The sequence below is a fragment of the Streptomyces sp. NPDC001822 genome (assembly GCF_042892135.1).
In the GTDB taxonomy this organism is placed as follows: Bacteria; Actinomycetota; Actinomycetes; order Streptomycetales; family Streptomycetaceae; genus Streptomyces.
In genome coordinates this window covers 151,635-169,805 of sequence record NZ_JBIATW010000002.1, presented here as the reverse complement: position 1 = coordinate 169,805, position 18,171 = coordinate 151,635, and the positions used below count along the sequence as shown (strand labels likewise).

17 protein-coding genes are annotated in these 18,171 nt (G+C 71.7%); 11 read left to right on the top strand and 6 right to left on the bottom strand.

What is annotated here, in order from left to right:
- Nucleotides 1-19 precede the first annotated feature (19 nt).
- On the bottom strand, nt 20-2,815 hold the full coding sequence (locus ACFYY2_RS05070) for an FAD-binding and (Fe-S)-binding domain-containing protein (RefSeq protein WP_388737191.1): 2,796 nt from the start codon (nt 2,813-2,815) through the stop codon (nt 20-22).
- Nucleotides 2,816-2,966: 151 nt separating this feature from the next.
- The gene (locus ACFYY2_RS05065; RefSeq protein ID WP_388737189.1) at nt 2,967-4,742 is read right to left on the bottom strand and encodes an LCP family protein; all 1,776 of its coding nucleotides are present in this window, start codon (nt 4,740-4,742) and stop codon (nt 2,967-2,969) included.
- 430 nt (nt 4,743-5,172) lie between these two features.
- On the opposite strand from ACFYY2_RS05065, the gene ACFYY2_RS05060 reads away from it, so the two are divergent.
- The 9 genes from ACFYY2_RS05060 to ACFYY2_RS05020 all read left to right on the top strand — a co-directional run bounded on the left by ACFYY2_RS05060 (nt 5,173) and on the right by ACFYY2_RS05020 (nt 13,076).
- Entirely contained in the window at nt 5,173-6,687 is a 1,515-nt protein-coding gene (locus ACFYY2_RS05060) for a sensor histidine kinase (RefSeq protein ID WP_388737187.1), read from the top strand.
- A complete protein-coding gene (locus ACFYY2_RS05055) occupies nt 6,684-7,115 on the top strand; it encodes a roadblock/LC7 domain-containing protein (protein ID WP_388737184.1) in 432 nt (143 codons plus the stop codon). Before ACFYY2_RS05060 ends, ACFYY2_RS05055 begins: the two co-directional genes overlap by 4 nt.
- Nucleotides 7,112-7,483: a DUF742 domain-containing protein gene (locus ACFYY2_RS05050; protein ID WP_384061234.1), complete on the top strand. Its 372-nt coding sequence runs from the start codon at nt 7,112-7,114 to the stop codon at nt 7,481-7,483. Before ACFYY2_RS05055 ends, ACFYY2_RS05050 begins: the two co-directional genes overlap by 4 nt.
- Nucleotides 7,464-8,120: an ATP/GTP-binding protein gene (locus ACFYY2_RS05045; RefSeq protein WP_327115949.1), complete on the top strand. Its 657-nt coding sequence runs from the start codon at nt 7,464-7,466 to the stop codon at nt 8,118-8,120. The genes ACFYY2_RS05050 and ACFYY2_RS05045 overlap by 20 nt, the downstream gene beginning before the upstream one ends.
- Nucleotides 8,117-9,352, top strand: coding sequence for a cytochrome P450 (locus ACFYY2_RS05040; RefSeq protein WP_388737182.1), 1,236 nt, complete (start codon nt 8,117-8,119; stop codon nt 9,350-9,352). The genes ACFYY2_RS05045 and ACFYY2_RS05040 overlap by 4 nt, the downstream gene beginning before the upstream one ends.
- Nucleotides 9,349-10,557 (top strand): cytochrome P450, encoded by a 1,209-nt coding sequence (locus tag ACFYY2_RS05035; protein WP_388737180.1) that lies wholly within the window; start codon nt 9,349-9,351, stop codon nt 10,555-10,557. Before ACFYY2_RS05040 ends, ACFYY2_RS05035 begins: the two co-directional genes overlap by 4 nt.
- A gap of 109 nt (nt 10,558-10,666) precedes the next feature.
- Nucleotides 10,667-11,785, top strand: coding sequence for a phosphoserine transaminase (serC, locus tag ACFYY2_RS05030; protein ID WP_388737178.1), 1,119 nt, complete (start codon nt 10,667-10,669; stop codon nt 11,783-11,785).
- Nucleotides 11,786-11,934: 149 nt separating this feature from the next.
- Nucleotides 11,935-12,546, top strand: coding sequence for a Uma2 family endonuclease (locus ACFYY2_RS05025; protein WP_388737175.1), 612 nt, complete (start codon nt 11,935-11,937; stop codon nt 12,544-12,546).
- A 26-nt stretch (nt 12,547-12,572) separates the two neighbouring features.
- Nucleotides 12,573-13,076 carry a DinB family protein gene (locus ACFYY2_RS05020; RefSeq protein ID WP_388737172.1) on the top strand — a complete coding sequence of 168 codons (504 nt, stop codon included), beginning with the start codon at nt 12,573-12,575 and terminating at the stop codon, nt 13,074-13,076.
- Here ACFYY2_RS05020 and ACFYY2_RS05015 read toward each other — a convergent pair.
- The 4 genes from ACFYY2_RS05015 to ACFYY2_RS05000 form a co-directional block, all read right to left on the bottom strand.
- Nucleotides 13,061-13,501, bottom strand: a complete 441-nt coding sequence (locus ACFYY2_RS05015) for a DUF4259 domain-containing protein (RefSeq protein ID WP_388737170.1) — start codon at nt 13,499-13,501, stop codon at nt 13,061-13,063. The two genes, ACFYY2_RS05020 and ACFYY2_RS05015, sit on opposite strands and share 16 nt — an antisense overlap.
- A 13-nt stretch (nt 13,502-13,514) precedes the next feature.
- A complete protein-coding gene (locus tag ACFYY2_RS05010; protein WP_388737167.1) occupies nt 13,515-14,210 on the bottom strand; it encodes a class I SAM-dependent DNA methyltransferase in 696 nt (231 codons plus the stop codon).
- An 82-nt stretch (nt 14,211-14,292) separates the two neighbouring features.
- The gene (locus ACFYY2_RS05005) at nt 14,293-16,017 is read right to left on the bottom strand and encodes a GAF domain-containing SpoIIE family protein phosphatase (RefSeq protein ID WP_388737165.1); all 1,725 of its coding nucleotides are present in this window, start codon (nt 16,015-16,017) and stop codon (nt 14,293-14,295) included.
- Between the two features lie 89 nt (nt 16,018-16,106).
- On the bottom strand, nt 16,107-16,649 hold the full coding sequence (locus ACFYY2_RS05000) for a GNAT family N-acetyltransferase (protein WP_388737162.1): 543 nt from the start codon (nt 16,647-16,649) through the stop codon (nt 16,107-16,109).
- A 124-nt stretch (nt 16,650-16,773) separates the two neighbouring features.
- Between ACFYY2_RS05000 and ACFYY2_RS04995 the strand changes: the two genes are divergently transcribed.
- Entirely contained in the window at nt 16,774-17,175 is a 402-nt protein-coding gene (locus ACFYY2_RS04995) for a PPOX class F420-dependent oxidoreductase (RefSeq protein WP_388737159.1), read from the top strand.
- Nucleotides 17,176-17,319: 144 nt separating this feature from the next.
- Nucleotides 17,320-18,141: a polysaccharide deacetylase family protein gene (locus tag ACFYY2_RS04990; protein ID WP_388737156.1), complete on the top strand. Its 822-nt coding sequence runs from the start codon at nt 17,320-17,322 to the stop codon at nt 18,139-18,141.
- The last annotated feature ends 30 nt before the right edge of the window (nt 18,142-18,171 follow it).

Below are 18,171 nucleotides of genomic sequence, written 5' to 3'. Positions count from 1 at the left end.
CGGGGGATGCCGCCCGGGACTACGGCCCGTCCAGCCCCTCAGCCAGCACCTCCGCCAGATGCCGCGCCCGCCGGCCGGCCAGCTGGTCCAGCTGGGTGCGGCAGGAGAAGCCGTCGGCCAGGAGTTCCGTGCCGGGCGGCGCCGCGCGCACGGCGGGCAGCAGCCGGTCCTCGGCGCAGGCCACCGAGACGTCCCAGTGCCCCTTCTCGAAGCCGAAGTTGCCCGCCAGCCCGCAGCAGCCGCCGCTCAGCTCCCCGGTCAGGCCCGCTCTGTCCCGCAGCCTGCGCTCGGCCGCGTCGCCCAGGACCGCGTGCTGGTGGCAGTGGGTCTGGCCCGCGACCGGCCGGTCGAGCCGGGGCGGCGTCCAGTCGGGGGCGTACTCCTCCAGGTACTGGGCGAGGGTGCGCACCGACGCGGCCAGGGCGGCCGCGCGCGGGTCGTCTGCCAGCAGCTCGGGCAGGTCCGTCCTGAGCGTGGCGGCGCAGCTCGGTTCCAGGACGACGACCGGGCCACCGAGGAGCGGCCCCATCCGGTCGAGGGTGCGGCGCATGACGGCGCGGGCGGCGCCGAGCCGTCCCGTCGACACGTAGGTGAGCCCGCAGCACACCGCACGACCGGGCAGGACCGGTGTGCGGCCCGCCGCCTCCAGGACCCGGACCGCTGCCCGGCCGACACCGGGCGAGAGGTGGTCGGTGAAGGTGTCCGGCCACAGGGTGACGGCGGGACCCGCCGCGGGAACCCGTCGCGCGCGGGCCCAGGACCGGAAGGTCCGCGGCGCGAGCACGGGGAGCGCGCGTTGCGGGGCGATGCCGCCGAGGCGTCTGACGAGGGCCGCGACCGGGGCGGTCCGGGCCAGGGCGTTGAGCGCGCGGGCGAAGGGGGCCGCCGTCCGCAGCCAGCGCGGCAGCCCGCCCATCGCGTAGTGGGAGGCGGGGCGCAGCCGGCCCCGATAGTGGTGGTGGAGGAACTCGGCCTTGTACGTGGCCATGTCGACGCCGACCGGGCAGTCGGTGCGGCAGCCCTTGCAGGACAGGCACAGGTCGAGCGCGTCCCTCACCTCGGTGGAGCGCCAGCCGTCCGTGATCACCTCGCCGGCGAGCATCTCGTGGAGCAGCCGGGCCCGGCCCCGCGTGGAGTGCGCCTCCTCGCCCGTCGCCCGGAAGGACGGGCACATGACGTCCGGGCCCGTCCCCGGCCCGGACGTACGGCACTTGGCGACGCCGACGCAGCGGCGTACAGCGGCGGAGAAGTCGCCCTCGTCCTGCGGGTAGCCGAAGGTGACGTCCACCGGGCGGCCGGGGAGCACCGCGAAGCGCAGGTTCTCGTCGAGGCGCGCGGGACGGGCGAGGATGCCGGGGTTCAGGCCGCCGTCCGGGTCCCAGAGGTCCTTGAACCGGGTGAACAGGCCCACCATCTCGTCCCCGTACATCCGGGGCAGCAGCTCGGCCCTCGCCTGCCCGTCGCCGTGTTCGCCGCTCAGCGACCCGCCGTGTGCGACGACGAGGGCGGCCTGTTCCTCGGAGAACCGGCGGAAGCGGGCGACGCCCCGGGCGGTGAGCAGGTCGAAGTCGATGCGTACGTGGATGCAGCCGTCGCCGAAGTGCCCGTACGGGGTGCCGCGCAGACCGTGTCCGGCGAGCAGGGCGCGGAAGTCGCGCAGGTAGGGCCCGAGTCGGGCGGGCGGCACGGCGCAGTCCTCCCAGCCGGGCCACGCCTCTCCCCCGCCGTCCGGCATCCGGGTCGCCGTCCCCGCGGCGTCCTCGCGGATGCGCCACAGGACGCGCATGCCGGCGGGGTCGGTGACGACGGTGCCGTCCAGGGCGTCGGCCGCCCGCACGATCCGTTCGGCGTGCGCGCGGGCCTCGGCGGGGGTCGCGCCGCCCGTCTCCACGAACAGCCAGGCACCGCCGCGCGGCAGGCCGGCCGGTTCCCGTACGAGGTCGGCGGCCATGCCCTCGACGGTGAGCGGCCCGAACGGGAGGAGGCCGGGGGCGGCTTCGGCGGCGGCGGACTCGTCGGCGTACCCGAGGACGGCGAGCGCCCGGGCGGCCGGGGTCTCGACCAGGCGGACGGTCGCCTCGGTGACGACGGCCAGGGTCCCCTCGCTGCCGCACAGCGCGCGGGCGTGGTCCGGGCCGTTCTCGGGGAGCAGGGCGTCGAGGGCGTATCCGGAGATGCGGCGCGGGAGTTCGGGGAAGCCGGTGCGCAGCAGCGCCAGGTGGGCCCCGGCGAAGTCCCCGAGTCCGGGGGGTGTGTCGGGCAGATCCCTTCCGAGGTGCAGGGGCGAACCGCCGCCATAGCGCAGGACGCGCAGGCTGCGCACGTTGTCGGCGGTGGTGCCCCAGGCCACGGAGTGCGCGCCGCAGGAGTTGTTGCCGATCATCCCGCCGAGCGTGCAGCGGCTGTGGGTGGACGGGTCGGGGCCGAACGTCAGCCCGTGCGGGGCGGCGGCGGCCCGCAGGTCGTCCAGCACGACACCGGGCTCGACGACGGCGGTGCGGGATGCCGGGTCGAGCGCGGTGATCCTGCGCATGTGGCGGGTGAAGTCCAGGACGACACCGGTGCCGGTGGCCTGGCCCGCGATGGAGGTGCCGCCGCCCCGGGGCACGACCGGCACCCCGTGCTCCCGGCAGACGCGCAGGGTCTCGGCGACGTCCTCGGCGTCGCGGGGGGCCACGACGGCCACCGGGACGCGGCGGTAGTTGGACGCGTCCATGGTCGTCAGCGCGCGGGCGGTGGCGTCGGACTCCACGTCGCCCCGGACGGCGCGGGCCAGGGCCCGGACGAGACCGGGATGCGGGTGCGGGTCGGGCATGGGGCCAGCATGCCGGACCGGAGCCCCGCTCGGCCCGTCGCGCAACGCGCACTCCCTGTCGGGCAACGCCCCGTTCCGGCCCGGTACGCGGAGAGCCCCCGCGCGCCGGACGGCATGCGGGGGCTCTCGCGTGCAGTCGCGGAGGCCGGGGCTACTTGGCGCAGACCGCCTTGTCCGCCTCGACACGCTGGATGTTCTCCGGCGCCTTCTGCGGGGCGGAGAGCGCGCTGCCCGCCTGCTTGAAGTCCGGGCCCAGGGTCAGCACCATCGGCTCCATGTCGGCGGCGTCCGTGGTCGTCGGCTTGAGGGCCGAGGCCGACATGCCCATCATCTCGGCCAGGCTGCGCGCCTGGTCGGCCTGGTTGGGGCCGTAGACGAGCTGGGTCTTCTTCACGTCCTGGGGGGCGTTCGCCTTGTTGGTGGACTTCAGCACGTTCTTCTCGTTCTGCAGCCAGTCCAGTGCGGCCTGGGCGGAACCGGGCGGGGCGCCGCCGTTGAACACGTCGACGCGGACGTCCGCCGGGTCGGCCTTGGGGCCCTTCAGCTTCGCGGCCTCGGCGGCCTTCTCCTCGGCCTTCTCCTGCTTCGCCACGGCGGTGAAGGAGACGTCCTCACGCATCATCGAGAAGACCTGGGGCGCCTTGGACTCGTCGAGGATGACGGTCGCCTTGTCGTCGGGGTTGTCCAGCACGGGCACCGTGGTGAACGTGATGTTCTTCGGGTCGACGGACGCCAGTTCCATGCCCAGCTTGCGCAGCTTGTTGATGTCGTCGATCTTGTCGTCGACGGTGAGCGCCTTGGTCGCCGCGTCCGCGAGCTTGAACATCTTGGTGGGGCTGGTCAGCGTGTCGTTGGACTTCAGCTTCCGCATGAGCGAACCCAGGAACTGCTGCTGGATCTCGATCCGGCTCAGGTCGCTGCCGAAGCCGACGGAGTGCCGGGTGCGCAGGAAGGAGAGTGCCTGCTCGCCCTCGATGGTGTGCTTGCCCTTGGACAGCTTCAGGTGCGAGTCCTTGTCGTTGATGTCCTTGGCCAGACAGACCTCCACCCCCTCGACGGCGCTGGTCAGGCTCTTGACGGCGTTGAAGTCGGCCACCATGAAGTGGTCGACCTTGAGGCCGGTGAGCTCGGTGACGGTCCGCATCGTGCAGCTGGGGGTGCGCTCCGACTGTCCCAGGCTGGTGTTGAAGCGCCCGCCGGTCGTCCCGGGGATGTCCTTCTCGGTGCCGTCCTCCAGCTGGGTCGGGCACTCCGGGATGTCCGTTATCAGGTCGCGCGGGATGCTCAGCGCGGTGGCGTTCGTGCGGTCCTTGGAGACGTGGAAAAGGATGTTCGTGTCGGCGTGGCCGACACTCCCCTTGTCGCCGTAGCCCTCGTTGCCCTCGCCGGTCCGCTTGTCCGTGCCGATCACCAGGACGTTGATCGCCCGGTCCTTGCTGAACCCGCCGGTACCGGCGCCGTCCGTGGACACGGCGGTGATGTTGCCGTTGAAGTGCTGGTAGGCGACGTAGCCCGCGGTGCCGACGCCCACGAGGAGGAAGGCGAGCACACCGCCCGTCCAGATCAGCGCCTTCTTCTTGCCGGACTTGGCCTTCACCTTGCGGCGTCCGGTGGCCGGCGCGGCGGCCCGGCCGCCCTGCCTGCGCGGCTCGTCCTTGCCTCCGCGGCCGCCGCCGGCGCCCCTGCGCCCGCCGCGCTGGCCGGGCACCGAGGCCCGTTCGCCCTGCGGCGGGGTCTCGGGCTCCGGCTTACGGCGCGGGCCGGCCGCTCTGGCTCCGGACGAGCGGGGGGCGCCGGGGCCGGCCGGTGCGGCTGATCGCCCTGAGGAGGGGGTCAGTCGCAGTTCGTAATCACCGGTGTCCGGGTTCAGTACCCACTGGTCTGCGGGGTCGATGCCCTCGTCCCGCCCACGGCCTTGCGCGTCCACGGTTGCTGCGTCCTCCGTCGGGGCCCCGCGGCGCCTCCCCCTTCAAGGCGCGCGGCGTGTCTTACGGCAGTGCCGACCTGGGAGGCCGTCTGCACCGGAGCGCTCACACTAGCCGCCCACCGGCCTACGGGCGACGATCGAGGCAAATCACGGCCCCCCTGGGGGACATAACGTCACATTCGCCTCCAGTTGCCCACACGCACCACCGGACACCGGAGTTGACGGCGCCCTCAAGCCACTGAAGGAATCACTTCAAGCCAGATTTCAAACAGAAGTGGCCACAAGGAATCCCCAAACAAGTCGCCAATTCTCCTATAGTTGCCTCGACTTGATCGGGAACAATCAGCTCCAGTTGTGGTTCTTTCACCGACACCGCACCGGAAGATCCGGATTGTCCCTTTCCCTGCACCGTCCGTCCCGAGGACTCCGATTGCGCCCTTCACTCCGGCCGACCGCGCTCGCCCTGCTGGTCTCGGCAGCCGCCACCGGCGCCCTGTGCCTCTGGGCGATCGCCGCCGCCCCCGCCTCGGTACGGACCCCGCTGTCCTGGGGAGCCGGCGGCGCCGCACTCGTGGTGAGCGTCGCGGTCGCCGTCACCGTCTACACCCTCGCCACTTCACGCAACCTGCGGGCCCTGCGGGCCGCGGACGCCGAACGCTTCACGGCCGAGACCTCACGCCTCGTCTCGACCTCGGCCGCCGAGGCGCAGCGCTTCACGGCCGAGACCGCCCGGATCAGATCCACCGCCGCCGCCGAGGTCGCGCGGACCACCGCGGAGGCCGACGAGCGGGTCGCACGCGCCACCTCCGAGGCCGCCGAGCAGCATGAGCGCCTCACCGCCGAGACCGCGCGGCTCACCGCCCGCGCCCGGCGCAGCGAGACCGAACGCTCCGCGGCGATCGCGGCGTGCGCCAACGCCGCGGGCCGCATGCAGGCACTGTCCACGAGCATGCTGGCCGACCTCCGCGAGATGGAGCACCGGCACACCGGCGAGGACGTGCTGGGCGACCTGCTGCACCTGGACCACCGCACCGCCCAGGCGGGCCGCCTCGCCGACTCCATCGCCGTACTGACCGGCGCGCGCTCCGGTCGCCGCTGGGCCAAGCCGATCGTCATGGAGTCGATCCTGCGCGGGGCGATGGGCCGCATCGGCGGCTACCAGCGCATCCGCCTCCACTCGACCAGCGACGTGGCCATCGCCGGCCACGCCGCCGAAGGCGTCATGCACGCCCTGGCGGAGCTGCTTGACAACGCTGCCAACTTCTCGCCGCCCACGGCCGAGGTGCACGTGTACGTCGAGGAGGTCCCGGCGGGCATCGTGGTCACCGTCGAGGACAGCGGTCTGGTGATGAGCGACGTGCAGCTGCGCCGCGCCGAGCGGGCCGTGTCCGCGGAGAACCAGGACCTCACCGCCATCTCCGGCACCCGGCTCGGCCTCGCCGTCGTCGGCAGGCTGGCCCGCAAGCACGGCCTGACCGTCTCCTTCCGGCCTTCGGCGCGCGGTGGCACGGGCGCGCTGCTGATGCTCCCGCAGGAGCTCATCTCCCGTACGCCGGCCCTCCTGCCCGCGCCCGCCCCCGAGCCCGTGGGACCGCCCGAGCCGGAGCCGGACCACGCGATGCCCGGCACCGACCGGACGGCCGCCGAGCCGGCGCGCGCGGACGGCTCCGAGCACGCGCGGCGCGACGGCACCCAGCCGCAGACGGCGGGGTCCGAGTCGGAGACCACCGGTTCCCTCCCCCAGTTCGGTGACAGCGGCCTCCCCAAGCGCCGCCGCGGCCGCACCCTCGCCGCCGCCGAAGCCCGTACCGGCAATGCCGAACCAGGCGGAGCCGATTCCCCCAGGCCCCGTGCCACCGACCCGAAGGTCCAAGCAGCCCGCTTCAGCACCTTCAGCCAGGCGGTACGAGCCAACTCCCCGCACCCGGAAGGCAACACCCGATGAGCGCGACCACCGACGAGAAGCTCAACTGGCTGCTGGAGGGGCTGCTCGACCGGACGCCCGGCGCCCGGCACGCCCTCGTGCTGTCCAGGGACGGTCTCAAGCTGTGCCGCACCCCCGAGCTCTCCGTCGACCAGGCGGACCAGCTGGCCGCGATCTCGGCGGGCATCCAGAGCCTGTCGCACGGCGCGTCCATCGAGTTCGGCGACGGCACCGGCGGCGTACGGTCCGCGATGACCGAGTTCTACGGCGGCGTGCTGTTCATCGTGGAGGCGGGCGCGGGCGCCCACCTGGCGGTCGTGGCCGCCGAGGACTCCGACGTCGGTCTCGTCGGCCACAACATGAGTGAACTCGTCGAGCAGCTGGGCGAGTACCTCGTGGCACCGCCGCGCGAGGCATCGGCCCCGGCGGCGGAAACAGCGGACGTATGACGTCCGTACCGCGCCCCCGCCCGGGACGCGACGACGATCCGGACCGGCTGTACACCCTGACGGGTGGCCGCAGCCGGTCGGACTCGGCCGCGTTCGACCTGGTGACGCTCGTCGTCGCCGAGTGCGATCCCACCCCAGGGATGCAGTCGGAGCACGTCGCGATCCTGCGGATGTGCCAACTCCCCACCGCGGTCGTCGAGATCTCGGCCACCCTGAACCTGCCCGTCAGCATCGTGCGCATCATGCTGTGCGACCTGCTCGACACCGGCCGGATCAGCGCCCGCCACCCCCGTACTGCACGTGTCGAGGACCGGCTCCCCGACACCGACACCCTGGAACAGGTGCTCGTTGGACTCCGCAACCTCTGACCGTGCCGCCCTGCAGGCGACGGCCGACAACGGACTGAAGATCGTCGTCGTCGGCGGCTTCGGGGTCGGCAAGACCACCATGGTGCGATCCGTGAGCGAGATCCGTCCGCTCAACACGGAAGAGACCATGACACGCGCGGGCGAGGCCGTCGACGACCTCGAAGGTGTGCACTCCAAGACGTCCACCACGGTCGCCTTCGACTTCGGCCGGATCACGCTCGACGCGCGATCGGTCCTCTACCTCTTCGGCGCGCCCGGACAGGAGCGCTTCTGGTTCCTGTGGGACCGGCTCTTCTCCGGCACCCTGGGCGCCGTCGTCCTCGTCGACACCCGGCGGCTGGCCGACTCCTGGTACGCGATCGACCGCCTGGAGCACCACGGCACGCCGTTCATCGTGGCGTGCAACGACTTCGGCGGTCCGCTGCACACCGAGCAGCAGATCCGCGAGGCGCTCGACCTCTCCCCCGACGTCCCGCTCGTGGAGTGCGACGCCCGAGACCGGTCCTCCAGCAAGTACGTCCTGATCACGCTCGTCGAGCACCTCTACGCGCTGTCCCTCGCGCGTGAGAAGAACGCCGACGCCGCACTGGCGGGCGGTCCCGCCGCCCCGGCGATGACCCCGGAGCCCACGCTGTGACCAAGTGCCCCGTGAACGGGACCGCCACCCCGCTGTCCGGCCCGCGCTTCCAGACGGACCCCGTGCAGCTGTACCGCGAGATGCGCCGCGACCAGGGCTCCGTGGCCCCGGTGGTGCTCGACGGCGACATACCCGCGTGGCTGATCCTCGGGTACCGCGAACTGCACCAGGTCACCAACGACCCGGTCCTCTTCAGCCGGGACTCCGACCTGTGGAACCAGTGGGAGAACATCCCGGACGACTGGCCGCTGCTCCCGATGATCGGGCGCAAGCAGCCGTCGATCCTCTACACGGTCGGCGAGCGGCACACCGTGCGCGCCGGCATGATCAGCGACGCGCTGGAGGCCGTGGACCCCTTCGCGCTCAAGCGGTACGCCGAGGAGTTCGCGGACGACCTCATCGACCGCTTCTGCTCCTCCGGCCGGACCGACATCATCGCCGAGTACGCGATGCTGCTGCCCGCACGGGTGCTCGCGAAGATCTACGGGTTCAGCGACGAGGTCGGCGGGACGCTCGTCGGCGCGCTCAACGACATGATCGACGGCCGCGAGAGGGCCCTGGCCGGACAGCAGCACCTGGGTGCGTCGATGTTCCAGCTCCTCATCGACAAGCACGCCGAGCCCGGCGACGACGTCGCGACCAGGATGCTCCAGGACCCCGGCGGCTTCACCGACGAGGAGGTCGTCCAGGACCTCATGGTGATGATGGCCGCGGGCCACCAGCCGACCGCGGACTGGATGGGCAACTCCCTGCGGCTGATGCTGACGGACGACCGCTTCGCCGCGTCGCTCTCCGGCGGCCGGCACAGCGTCGCCGAGGCCATGAACGAGGTGCTCTGGGAGGACACCCCCACCCAGAACGTGGCAGGCCGCTGGGCGTCCCGCGACACCCACCTCGGCGGACAGCACATCCGCGCCGGGGACCTGCTGCTCCTCGGCATCGCGGCAGCCAACGGCGACCCGCAGGTGCGCACCGACGGCTCGGCCCTGACCGGCGGCAACAACGCCTTCCTCTCCTTCGGCCACGGCGAGCACCGCTGCCCGTTCCCGGCCCAGGAGACCGCGGAGGTCATCGCACGTACGGGGATCGAGGTGCTCCTGGACCGGCTCCCGGACGTCGACCTCGCCGTCCCCGCGGACAAGCTGACCCGGCGTCCGTCCCCGTGGCTGCGCGGCCTGACGGACCTGCCGGTGCACTTCACTCCCACCCCCGCTCTTGGAGGCCAGAAATGACCCGGATCGTCCTCGATCCCCTCGTCGCAGACCTCGACGGCGAGAGCGCCGCGCTGCGCGCCGCCGGACCGCTGGCCGAGGTGGAGCTCCCCGGCGGGGTGCACTGCTACGCGGTGACGCACCACGCCGAGGCCCGCCAGCTGCTCACCGACAGCCGCGTCGTCAAGGACATCAACGTCTGGAACGCCTGGCAGCGCGGCGAGATCCCGATGGACTGGCCGCTGATCGGTCTCGCCAACCCGGGCCGCTCGATGCTGACCGTCGACGGCGCCGACCACCGCAGGCTGCGCACCCTCGTCGCGCAGGCCCTGACCGTGAAGCGGGTGGAGCGGCTGCGGTCCGGCATCGAGGCGCTGACCAACGCGTCCCTGGACCGGCTCGCGGCGCACCCCAAGGGTGAAGCGGTCGACCTGAAGGCGGAGTTCGCCTATCCGCTGCCGATGAACGTCATCAGCGAGCTGATGGGCGTGGACTCGGCCGACCACCCCCGGCTCAAGGAGCTGTTCGAGAAGTTCTTCTCGACGCAGACCCCGCCGGAGGAGGTCCCGCAGATGATGGCGGACCTCGGCGAGCTGTTCACGAAGATCGTCGACGGCAAGCGCGCGAACCCCGGCGACGACCTGACGAGCGCCCTCATCGCGGCCTCCGATGACGGCGACCACCTCACCAACGAGGAGATCGTCAACACGCTGCAGCTGATCATCGCGGCCGGCCACGAGACGACGATCAGCCTGGTCGTCAACGTCGTCGAGGCCCTCCAGACCCACCCCGAGCAGCGCAAGCGCGTGTTGAACGGGGAGGTGCCGTGGGAGAACGTGATCGAGGAGACCCTGCGCTGGAACACCCCCACCTCGCACGTGCTGATCCGTTTCGCGACGGAGGACATCGAGGTCGGCGACAAGGTCCTGCCCAAGGGTGAGGCCCTGATCGTCTCCTTCGGGGCGCTCGGCCGTGACGAGAAGCAGCACGGGCCGACCGCAGGTGAGTTCGACATCACCCGGTCCCCCAACCGTCACATCGCTTTCGGCCATGGTCCGCACGTCTGCCCGGGCGCCGCGCTGTCCCGTCTGGAGGCGGGGGTCGCACTGCCCGCGCTGTACGAGCGCTTCCCCGACCTGGACCTGGCGGTACCCGCCGAGGACCTGCGGAACAAGCCGATCGTCACCCAGAACGACCTCCACGAGCTGCCGGTCGACCTCGGCTGATCCACGGCATCGCTTTCCAGCCGTATGGGTCGTCCGCGATCCGGAGCGTGCGTCTCACCGGACGGACAGGGCTCCCTGACCGCTTCCCCGAGGGGCTACGCTCCGGATCGTGGCTGACATCCAGATTCCCGCTGACCTCAAGCCCGCCGACGGACGTTTCGGCGCCGGCCCCTCCAAGGTGCGGACGGAGGCGGTCGACGCGCTGGCCGCGACCGGCACCTCCCTGCTCGGAACATCCCACCGCCAGGCCCCGGTCAAGAACCTGGTCGGCGAGGTACGTGAAGGTGTGCGCAGCCTCTTCTCCCTTCCCGAGGGTTACGAGGTCATCCTGGGCAACGGCGGCTCCACCGCCTTCTGGGACGTCGCGACACACGGCCTGATCGAGTCGAAGTCGCAGCACCTGAACTTCGGCGAGTTCTCGTCGAAGTTCGCGAAGGCCGCCAAGCTCGCGCCGTGGCTGGCCGACCCGACCGTCATCGCCTCGGACCCGGGCACCCACCCGGACCCGCGTGCCGAGGCCGGCGTCGACGTCTACGCCTTCACCCACAACGAGACCTCGACGGGTGTCGCGGCCCCGGTGAAGCGGGTGGCGGGCGCCGACGAGGGCTCGCTCGTCCTCGTGGACGCCACGTCCGGTGCGGGCGGCCTCCCGGTCGACATCACCGAGACCGACGTCTACTACTTCGCCCCGCAGAAGTCCTTCGCCTCCGACGGCGGCCTGTGGATCGGCGTGTTCTCCCCGGCGGCCCTGGAGCGCGCCGCCCGCGTCCACGCCTCCGGCCGGCACATCCCGGAGTTCTTCTCGCTGCCCACGGCGATCGACAACTCCCTGAAGAACCAGACGTACAACACCCCGGCGCTGGCCACCCTGTTCCTGCTGAACGAGCAGCTGAAGTGGATGAACACCCAGGGCGGCCTGGACTTCACCACGGGCCGCACCGCCGCCTCCGCCCGGAACCTGTACGGCTGGGCCGAGGATTCCAAGTACGCCACCCCGTTCGTCACCGACCCGGCGAAGCGCTCGCAGGTCATCGGCACGATCGACTTCGAGGACGGCGTCGACGCCGCCGCGGTCGCCAAGGTGCTCCGCGCCAACGGCATCGTCGACACGGAGCCCTACCGCAAGCTGGGCCGCAACCAGCTGCGCGTGGCGATGTTCCCGGCCATCGATCCGGCGGACGTCCAGGCACTGACGGCGTGCATCGACTACGTGATCGACAAGCTGTAGGCAGGCACGCGGAAGCGGCCCGGCACACGTCCTGTGTGCCGGGCCGCTTCCGTGTCACCCGGCCGGGTGAAGCACGGTCCTGCGGAGCACGGGGGCACGTCCCGGCCTACGAGGATGCTCTCGACGCCAGCCATTCCAGGAGGACCGCAATGTCTGCAGCAGCAGTCGAGCACCCCTGTGACGATGAGCCGGAGACGCAGCTCGAAACAGCCAACCGGCTGATGGAACAGCTTCCGGGTTATCGCGTCGAGATCATCGGAGGCGTCATCACCGTGGCACCACCCCCGCACGGCCCGCACGCCCGCGCGCTCACCAAGCTGATGCGGCCCTTTATCGCCGCGGGACTCGACGACGGCGAGACGGAGGTCCTCCAGGGAATCGGCCTGTGGCTTCCCTCCGGCCCCGAGGACTACGCCATCCCGGACCTGGCCATCGTCGACGCCGACCTCGACGAGCACCTCATCGAGAACAACTGCTACGACCCCGCCTGCTTTCGCCTGGTCCTGGAGGTCACCTCCGGGAACTACCAGAACGACATGCGCAACAAGGTCACCGCGTACGCCCAGGCAAAGATCCCCGTGTACGTCGTCGTCGACCGAAAGCACAGCCGGATCCACGTGCTGACCGAGCCGCTGCCCTCCGGCTACGACCGTCACGAGGTGTACGCCCCCGGCCAGGAGGCTCCCCTCCCCTCCGTCCTGGGCACCGAGGTGTCCTTGGACGTCGCCGAGCTGGTGAAGGCGGGCCGCCCCAAGCGCTGAGAGCGCGGGCCGCTACTGTTCGCGGCATGATCTCCTCGACAGCCCAAGTCCCGTACACCGGGAGCGAGAAGGAGTCCCTGCACACGAGCCTGGACCGGCACCGGGACGTGGTGCTCTGGAAGCTCGAAGGCCTGGACGACGAGCAGCTGCGCCGCCCCATGACCCCGACGGGGACGAACCTGCTGGGCATCGTGAAGCACCTGGCCACCGTCGAGTACGGCTGGTTCTGCGCCGCGTTCGGTCACGCGACCGAGGATTTCTGGTTCGACACGTCCAAGGACGACATGACCGTCGCACCCGACGAGTCGACGGAACGGATCCTCGCGTTCTACGCCCGCGCCCGCGCCGCCGCCGACCGGTCGATCGAGGAGACCGGGCTGGACACCACCGGGACCTCCTGGAACGGCAACACGGTGTCCATGCGCTGGGTCCTCATCCACATGATCGAGGACGTGCTGCGGCACGCCGGACACATGGACATCGTCCGTGAGCTGATCGACGGGGCGACGGGTTCCTACCCGGCTCCCTGACCCGCGGGCGGGGCCATGACTCCGGCCAGCACGGCGCGGAGCTCCCGCACCCCCGCGCTCCACCGCTCCCCCTCACCCGCGTCCGCCCAGAGCTCCAGCAGCTCGGACTCCCCCGCCACCACCCGGTCGAGGGCGGTGACGGCGAGGCCGCACAGCTCGGGTGCAAGCGGGGGCAGGGGGTCGTCGGGGCCGTAGACCGAATCCACCGGCGTGCCTCCCGGGCGCTGGGCGGCGAGCAGGGCCGCCGCGGCGACGGCCACCACACCGTCGTCGGCGTCGAGGTGGTCGTCCGCGCCCGTGCGGGCGGCGAGGGCGAGCGCCTCCCGGATGATCTCCTCGCGCCGTCCGGGCCGCGCGTCGTCGAGACCCCCCGCGAAGTCCGCCGCGGTGTCGCTGTCGAAATGGCCCATCCCCCAGGTCCCCACGGGACCCCCTTCCTCAGCCGGTGCCCCCATCCTGCCGCCCACCACTGACAGTCGGCTTCCGGGCGAGCAGGAACGCCTGGGGCGTCCTCTCCGGGAAGGGGCCCTCGGTGTCGGTCTCCCGCACCGTCCGGGCCAGCATGGCCAGCCCGGCCGCCTTCAGGAGCTCCGCGACCCGTTCGGGCCGCCGGCGGCGGAAGTCGAGCGCGATGTCCTTGCCGAAGGCCTCGTCCCGGCGCAGCACGTCGTCACCCACCTGGAACCCCAGGAGAATGTAGCCACCGGGCTTCAGCACACGGAAGAACTCGGCGAAGACCAGAGGAAGTTGTTCGTCCGGGACATGGATGGTCGAGTACCAGGCCAGCAGCCCGCCGAGATCCCCGTCCGCGAGGTCGAGCCCGAGCATGGAGCCCTCGTCGAACCGCAGGCCGGGGTGGTCCCGCCGGGCCTCCGCCAGCATCTGCGGCGAGAGGTCGACACCGAAGACGTCGACGCCCAGTCCGTGCAGGTATCCGGTCACCCGCCCGGTGCCGCAGCCGACGTCGGCCACGGGCCCTCCTCCGTCGGCCAGGACGAGTTCGGCGAAGGCCGTCACCATGGCCCGGTCGAGCGGCTTGGTGCCCAACTCGTCCCGGAAGAGCGAGGAGTAGTCGCCGGCGATGGCGTCGTACGACGCCCGGGTGGTGTGCAGGAAATCCAGCGTGTCGGTCACGGTCCGGCACTGTAGTGCGGTGGCGGCGGCCGGGGGCGGTTTTCGGAAGGACACCCGCCAAGACCGCCGCGAGGGGCGTTCCTCAGGTCACGCGGACGACGAGCACCGCCACGTCGTCGCGCTGCGGCACGTCGTCCAGCCGGTGGGCGAGCGTCTCCAGGACCATCGGCAACGGGCGGTCTCCGACGGCCGAGAGCGTGGCGGCGGTCTCCCGGACGCTCTCGTCGATGTCGTTGTCCCGGCGCTCGACCAGCCCGTCGGTGTACAGCAGGAGCACGCTTCCCCGGGGGAGCCGGCGTTCCAGGTCGTGGCGGGCGACACCGTCCGGGGCACCGAGGAGCATCAGGTCGTGCTCGCCGAGCGTCGAGACGTCGCCGTCGGGCGTACGCACCAGGGGTGGCGGGTGGCCCGCGTTGGACCAGGTGAGCAGCCACCGGCCATCGCGCTGGTCCAGGCGGGCGTGGACCGCTGTGGCACCGGGGCCCAGGGGCAGTGCCTCGAAGGCACTGTCGACCGCCTTCAGTGCGGCGGCGGGCGAGTGTGCGGCGCGCGCGAGGGTGGCCTGTCGGAGCATGCTGCGGACCTGGCCCATCACTGCGGCGGCCTGGACGTCGTGCCCGATGACGTCACCGATGGACAGCATCAGGGACCAGTGTCCGGAGGCCGCGGGGTGCTGCAGCCGGTAGGCGTCGTACCAGTCGCCGCCCACCATGTCCTGGTCGGTGGCCGGAAGGTAGAGGGCCGCCATGTCCAGGCCCGGCACGGAAGGCAGTTCGGTCAGCATCGCGGCCTGGAGCTGTTCGGCGGTGCTCAGCCGGTTCTCGACGAACAGGGTGCGCTCCACGGCCTGGCTCGCGTATCCGCCGACCGCGGTGAGGACGGCTTCCTCGGTCACCTCCAGGAGGTGGGCGTCCGGCCAGCACCACATCAGCACCCCGCGGCCCAGCATCAGCGGCACGCACAGGGCGGACCGCAGGCCCAACGAGTCGTATCCGGCGACGGCTTCGGGACTGAAGCCCGCCACGAGCGCGTCGCGGTCCGGCACGAAGACGGTGCGCTGCTCCCTCATGGCCTTCGTGCTGGGGAAGTCGGCGTCCATGTCCAGCCGGTCGATCGACACCTCGACCGCCCGGACGTGCTCGGGATCCACCACGCGCCACAGGCCCCGGCCGTCAGCGAGCAGCAGGCCGACGTAGGACGGTTCGGTGGGGCCGTGGAACAGACTGCGCAGGCGGCGGGCCAGGTCCGTCAGGTCGTGGGAGTGTCCCAGTTCGACCGAGGCGCGCAGCAGCAGGCGGGCGTGGTCGCGGTCCCGGCGGGTCCGCTCGCTGGCGATCCTCAGCCGCAGTTCCACCGAGCAGGCGGCGGCGAGGTCCTCCAGGTCCCGCAGCTCGTCCGCCGTCCAGTCCCGGGGGCGGTGGTCGATGGCGCAGAGCGACCCGAGGACGTGCCCGTCGGCGTCGGTCAGCGGCATTCCCGCGTAGGCGATGACCTGGAGGTCGGGGATGGCCAGGCTGGCGCAGGTGAGCGAGTCCAGCCGCGTGTCGGTCAGGATCAGCGGTCGTCCGGTGGCGACGACGTGCTGGCAGAAGGAGTGGCTGAGCGGGGTTCCTCGCTGTGTGGCCCAGGGCTCGGCGAGGCCGACCATGCCGGGGAAGACCTGACGGTCGGCCTCCAGCAGGGAGACCAGGGAGACGGGGACGCGCAGGAAGCGCGTGACGAGGCGTGCGAACCGCTCCATGCCGGGATCGGCCGCCGCTGTGAGCCCTGCGAGCCGCAGGGCTTCCATCCTCCCCAGTTCGCCCACCAGGGGGCCTTTCGTAGAGGTGGTGGCCGGAGCCCCGGCGCACGTACGCCGCTCTTCGAAGGTATAAGACAAACACGGTGATGTCGTGATCAGAGCCGGTCCGCGGAGCCCGGCACGGCCTCACGCGAGACGTCCCGCCGCCACCTCACCTCGCCGTCCTCCCACTCGTCCGTGGCGGTCAGCCCGGCCGCTGCCGCGACGGCCGCGGACGCGGCGTGGTCCGGGTGGATGTGGGCGACGACGCTCCGGACGGTCCGCCGCCCCAGCAGGTGGCGGACCAGTCCCGCCGCCGCCTCCGTCGCGTAACCCCGGCCCTGCCACGGGGTGCCGAGCACCCAGGCCACTTCCGCCCGGCCGTCGCGCAGGGTGGCCTGCACGTACCCGGCCAGGCACCCCTCGGCCCGCACCCGGAGCACCCAGTTCCACCAGAGCTCGGCGGGGTCGGGGGAGCCGGCGCTCTGGCGTTCGTAGCGGGCGCGCAGCGCGTCCAAGCCCTCCGGGGCGCCCCCCGTGTAGGTGTGCAGGGCGGGATCGGAGAGGACCGCCGCCATCTCCCGCGCGTGCGCCACGTCCAGCGGGAGTGCGTCCAGGCGGGCGGTGGAGAAGGGCTCGGGGGCGCCGTCGGCGTACATGCGGCGGAGCCTACGCCGGTCGCCGGCCCCCGGGCGGGGTACCCGGCGGCGTCCCTCTGCGCACTCCTGCCGCCGCGTCCGCTTTCAGTGCTTTCGGGGGCATGCGGGGTGCACCATGGAATACATGAGCACGATCCGTGAACTGGAGCCCTTCGTGAGGCAGTACACCGTCCTGCTCAGCAGCCGCAGGCCGGACGGATCCGCCGCCCGCACCCCCGTCAGCATCGCCGTCGAGGGCGACCACGCCTACGTCCGCACGTTCTCGTCGGCGTGGAAGGTGGACCGGATGCGCAACCACCCGGTGGTGGAGGTCGCCCCGTGCACCGTGCGCGGCGCGCCGACGGGGCCGCCCATGAAGGCGTGGGCCCGGCTCCTGCAGCCGGGGTCGAAGGAGAACCTGCACGCCGCCCGCACGCTCTCCCGGAAGTACCCCGCCCTGCACGGAGTGGTCGTCCCCCTCGCCCACCGGCTGAAGCGGGACCGGACCCTGCACTACGAGCTGCGCCCGGTCACACCGGACGACTGACCGCGTTCGCGGCCGGAGCCCGGGGCGCACACAGGGCCGGAACGGGCCGGCCGCAGCACGGTCGGACACCCCTGCGCGGTTCACGCCCTCCGGCGTGAACATCGACATACGCGCCGTGTATACACGCCATGTACAGTTCCCTCCATGCCCGCAATATTTGACACAACAACAAAGATCACCAAAGGTGTCCGCGCGATAGCGACCCTGTCGGCGGCCGGAGCCCTGCTCCTGGGCCTCACCGGGTGCACGCACTACGACACCAGCAAGCCGAGCGACGTACGCAAGGCCGCCAAGGCCGCCACCTCCGGCACGTCCGGCACCAAGGGCGCGTCCGCCGCCAACGCCGCCGGCGCGGTCGACTGCCGCGAAGCCAAGTGCATCGCCCTCACCTTCGACGCGGGACCGAGCGAGAACAGCCCCCGCCTCCTGGACATCCTCAAGGCGGAGAAGGTGCACGCCACGTTCTTCCTGCTCGGCAAGGGCCACATAGACAAGCACCCCGACCTGGTGAAGCGGATGGCCCGGGAGGGCCACGAGCTGGCCAGCCACACGTGGGACCACAAGATCCTCACCGACATCAGCGACGCGGAGGTCCGCGACGAGTTCAAGCGCACCGACGACGCGGTGGAGAAGCTGACGGGCAAGCGCCCCACGCTCATGCGGCCGCCCCAGGGACGCACGGACAACCACGTCGGCGAACTCGCCAAGGAGGAGGGCCTGGCGCAAATACTGTGGGACGTCACCACGAAGGACTACAAGGTGCCGCCGAGCGCCACCATCACCGAGCGCGCCGTGCAGCACGCGAAGCGTGACTCCATCATCCTGCTCCACGACATCTACAAGAACACCGTGCCCGCGGTCCCCGGCATCATCGACCAGCTGAAGGCCAAGGGCTACACGTTCGTCACCGTGCCCCAGCTGCTCGCCCCCGGCAAGGCCGAGCCGGGCAAGATCTACAAACCGTGATCGCGCAGCACACTCCGGGCGTCTATACAC

What these genes read in the sequence shown, in the direction of transcription:
- ACFYY2_RS05070 (WP_388737191.1), bottom strand. Translation starts at nt 2,815, where the DNA reads ATGCCCGACCCGCACCCGCATCCCGGTCTCGTCCGGGCCCTGGCCCGC.
- ACFYY2_RS05055 (WP_388737184.1), top strand. Translation starts at nt 6,684, where the DNA reads ATGAGCGCGACCACCGACGAGAAGCTCAACTGGCTGCTGGAGGGGCTG.
- ACFYY2_RS05050 (WP_384061234.1), top strand. Translation starts at nt 7,112, where the DNA reads ATGACGTCCGTACCGCGCCCCCGCCCGGGACGCGACGACGATCCGGAC.
- ACFYY2_RS05035 (WP_388737180.1), top strand. Translation starts at nt 9,349, where the DNA reads ATGACCCGGATCGTCCTCGATCCCCTCGTCGCAGACCTCGACGGCGAG.
- ACFYY2_RS05025 (WP_388737175.1), top strand. Translation starts at nt 11,935, where the DNA reads ATGTCTGCAGCAGCAGTCGAGCACCCCTGTGACGATGAGCCGGAGACG.
- ACFYY2_RS05020 (WP_388737172.1), top strand. Translation starts at nt 12,573, where the DNA reads ATGATCTCCTCGACAGCCCAAGTCCCGTACACCGGGAGCGAGAAGGAG.
- ACFYY2_RS05000 (WP_388737162.1), bottom strand. Translation starts at nt 16,649, where the DNA reads ATGTACGCCGACGGCGCCCCCGAGCCCTTCTCCACCGCCCGCCTGGAC.
- ACFYY2_RS04995 (WP_388737159.1), top strand. Translation starts at nt 16,774, where the DNA reads ATGAGCACGATCCGTGAACTGGAGCCCTTCGTGAGGCAGTACACCGTC.
- ACFYY2_RS04990 (WP_388737156.1), top strand. Translation starts at nt 17,320, where the DNA reads ATGCCCGCAATATTTGACACAACAACAAAGATCACCAAAGGTGTCCGC.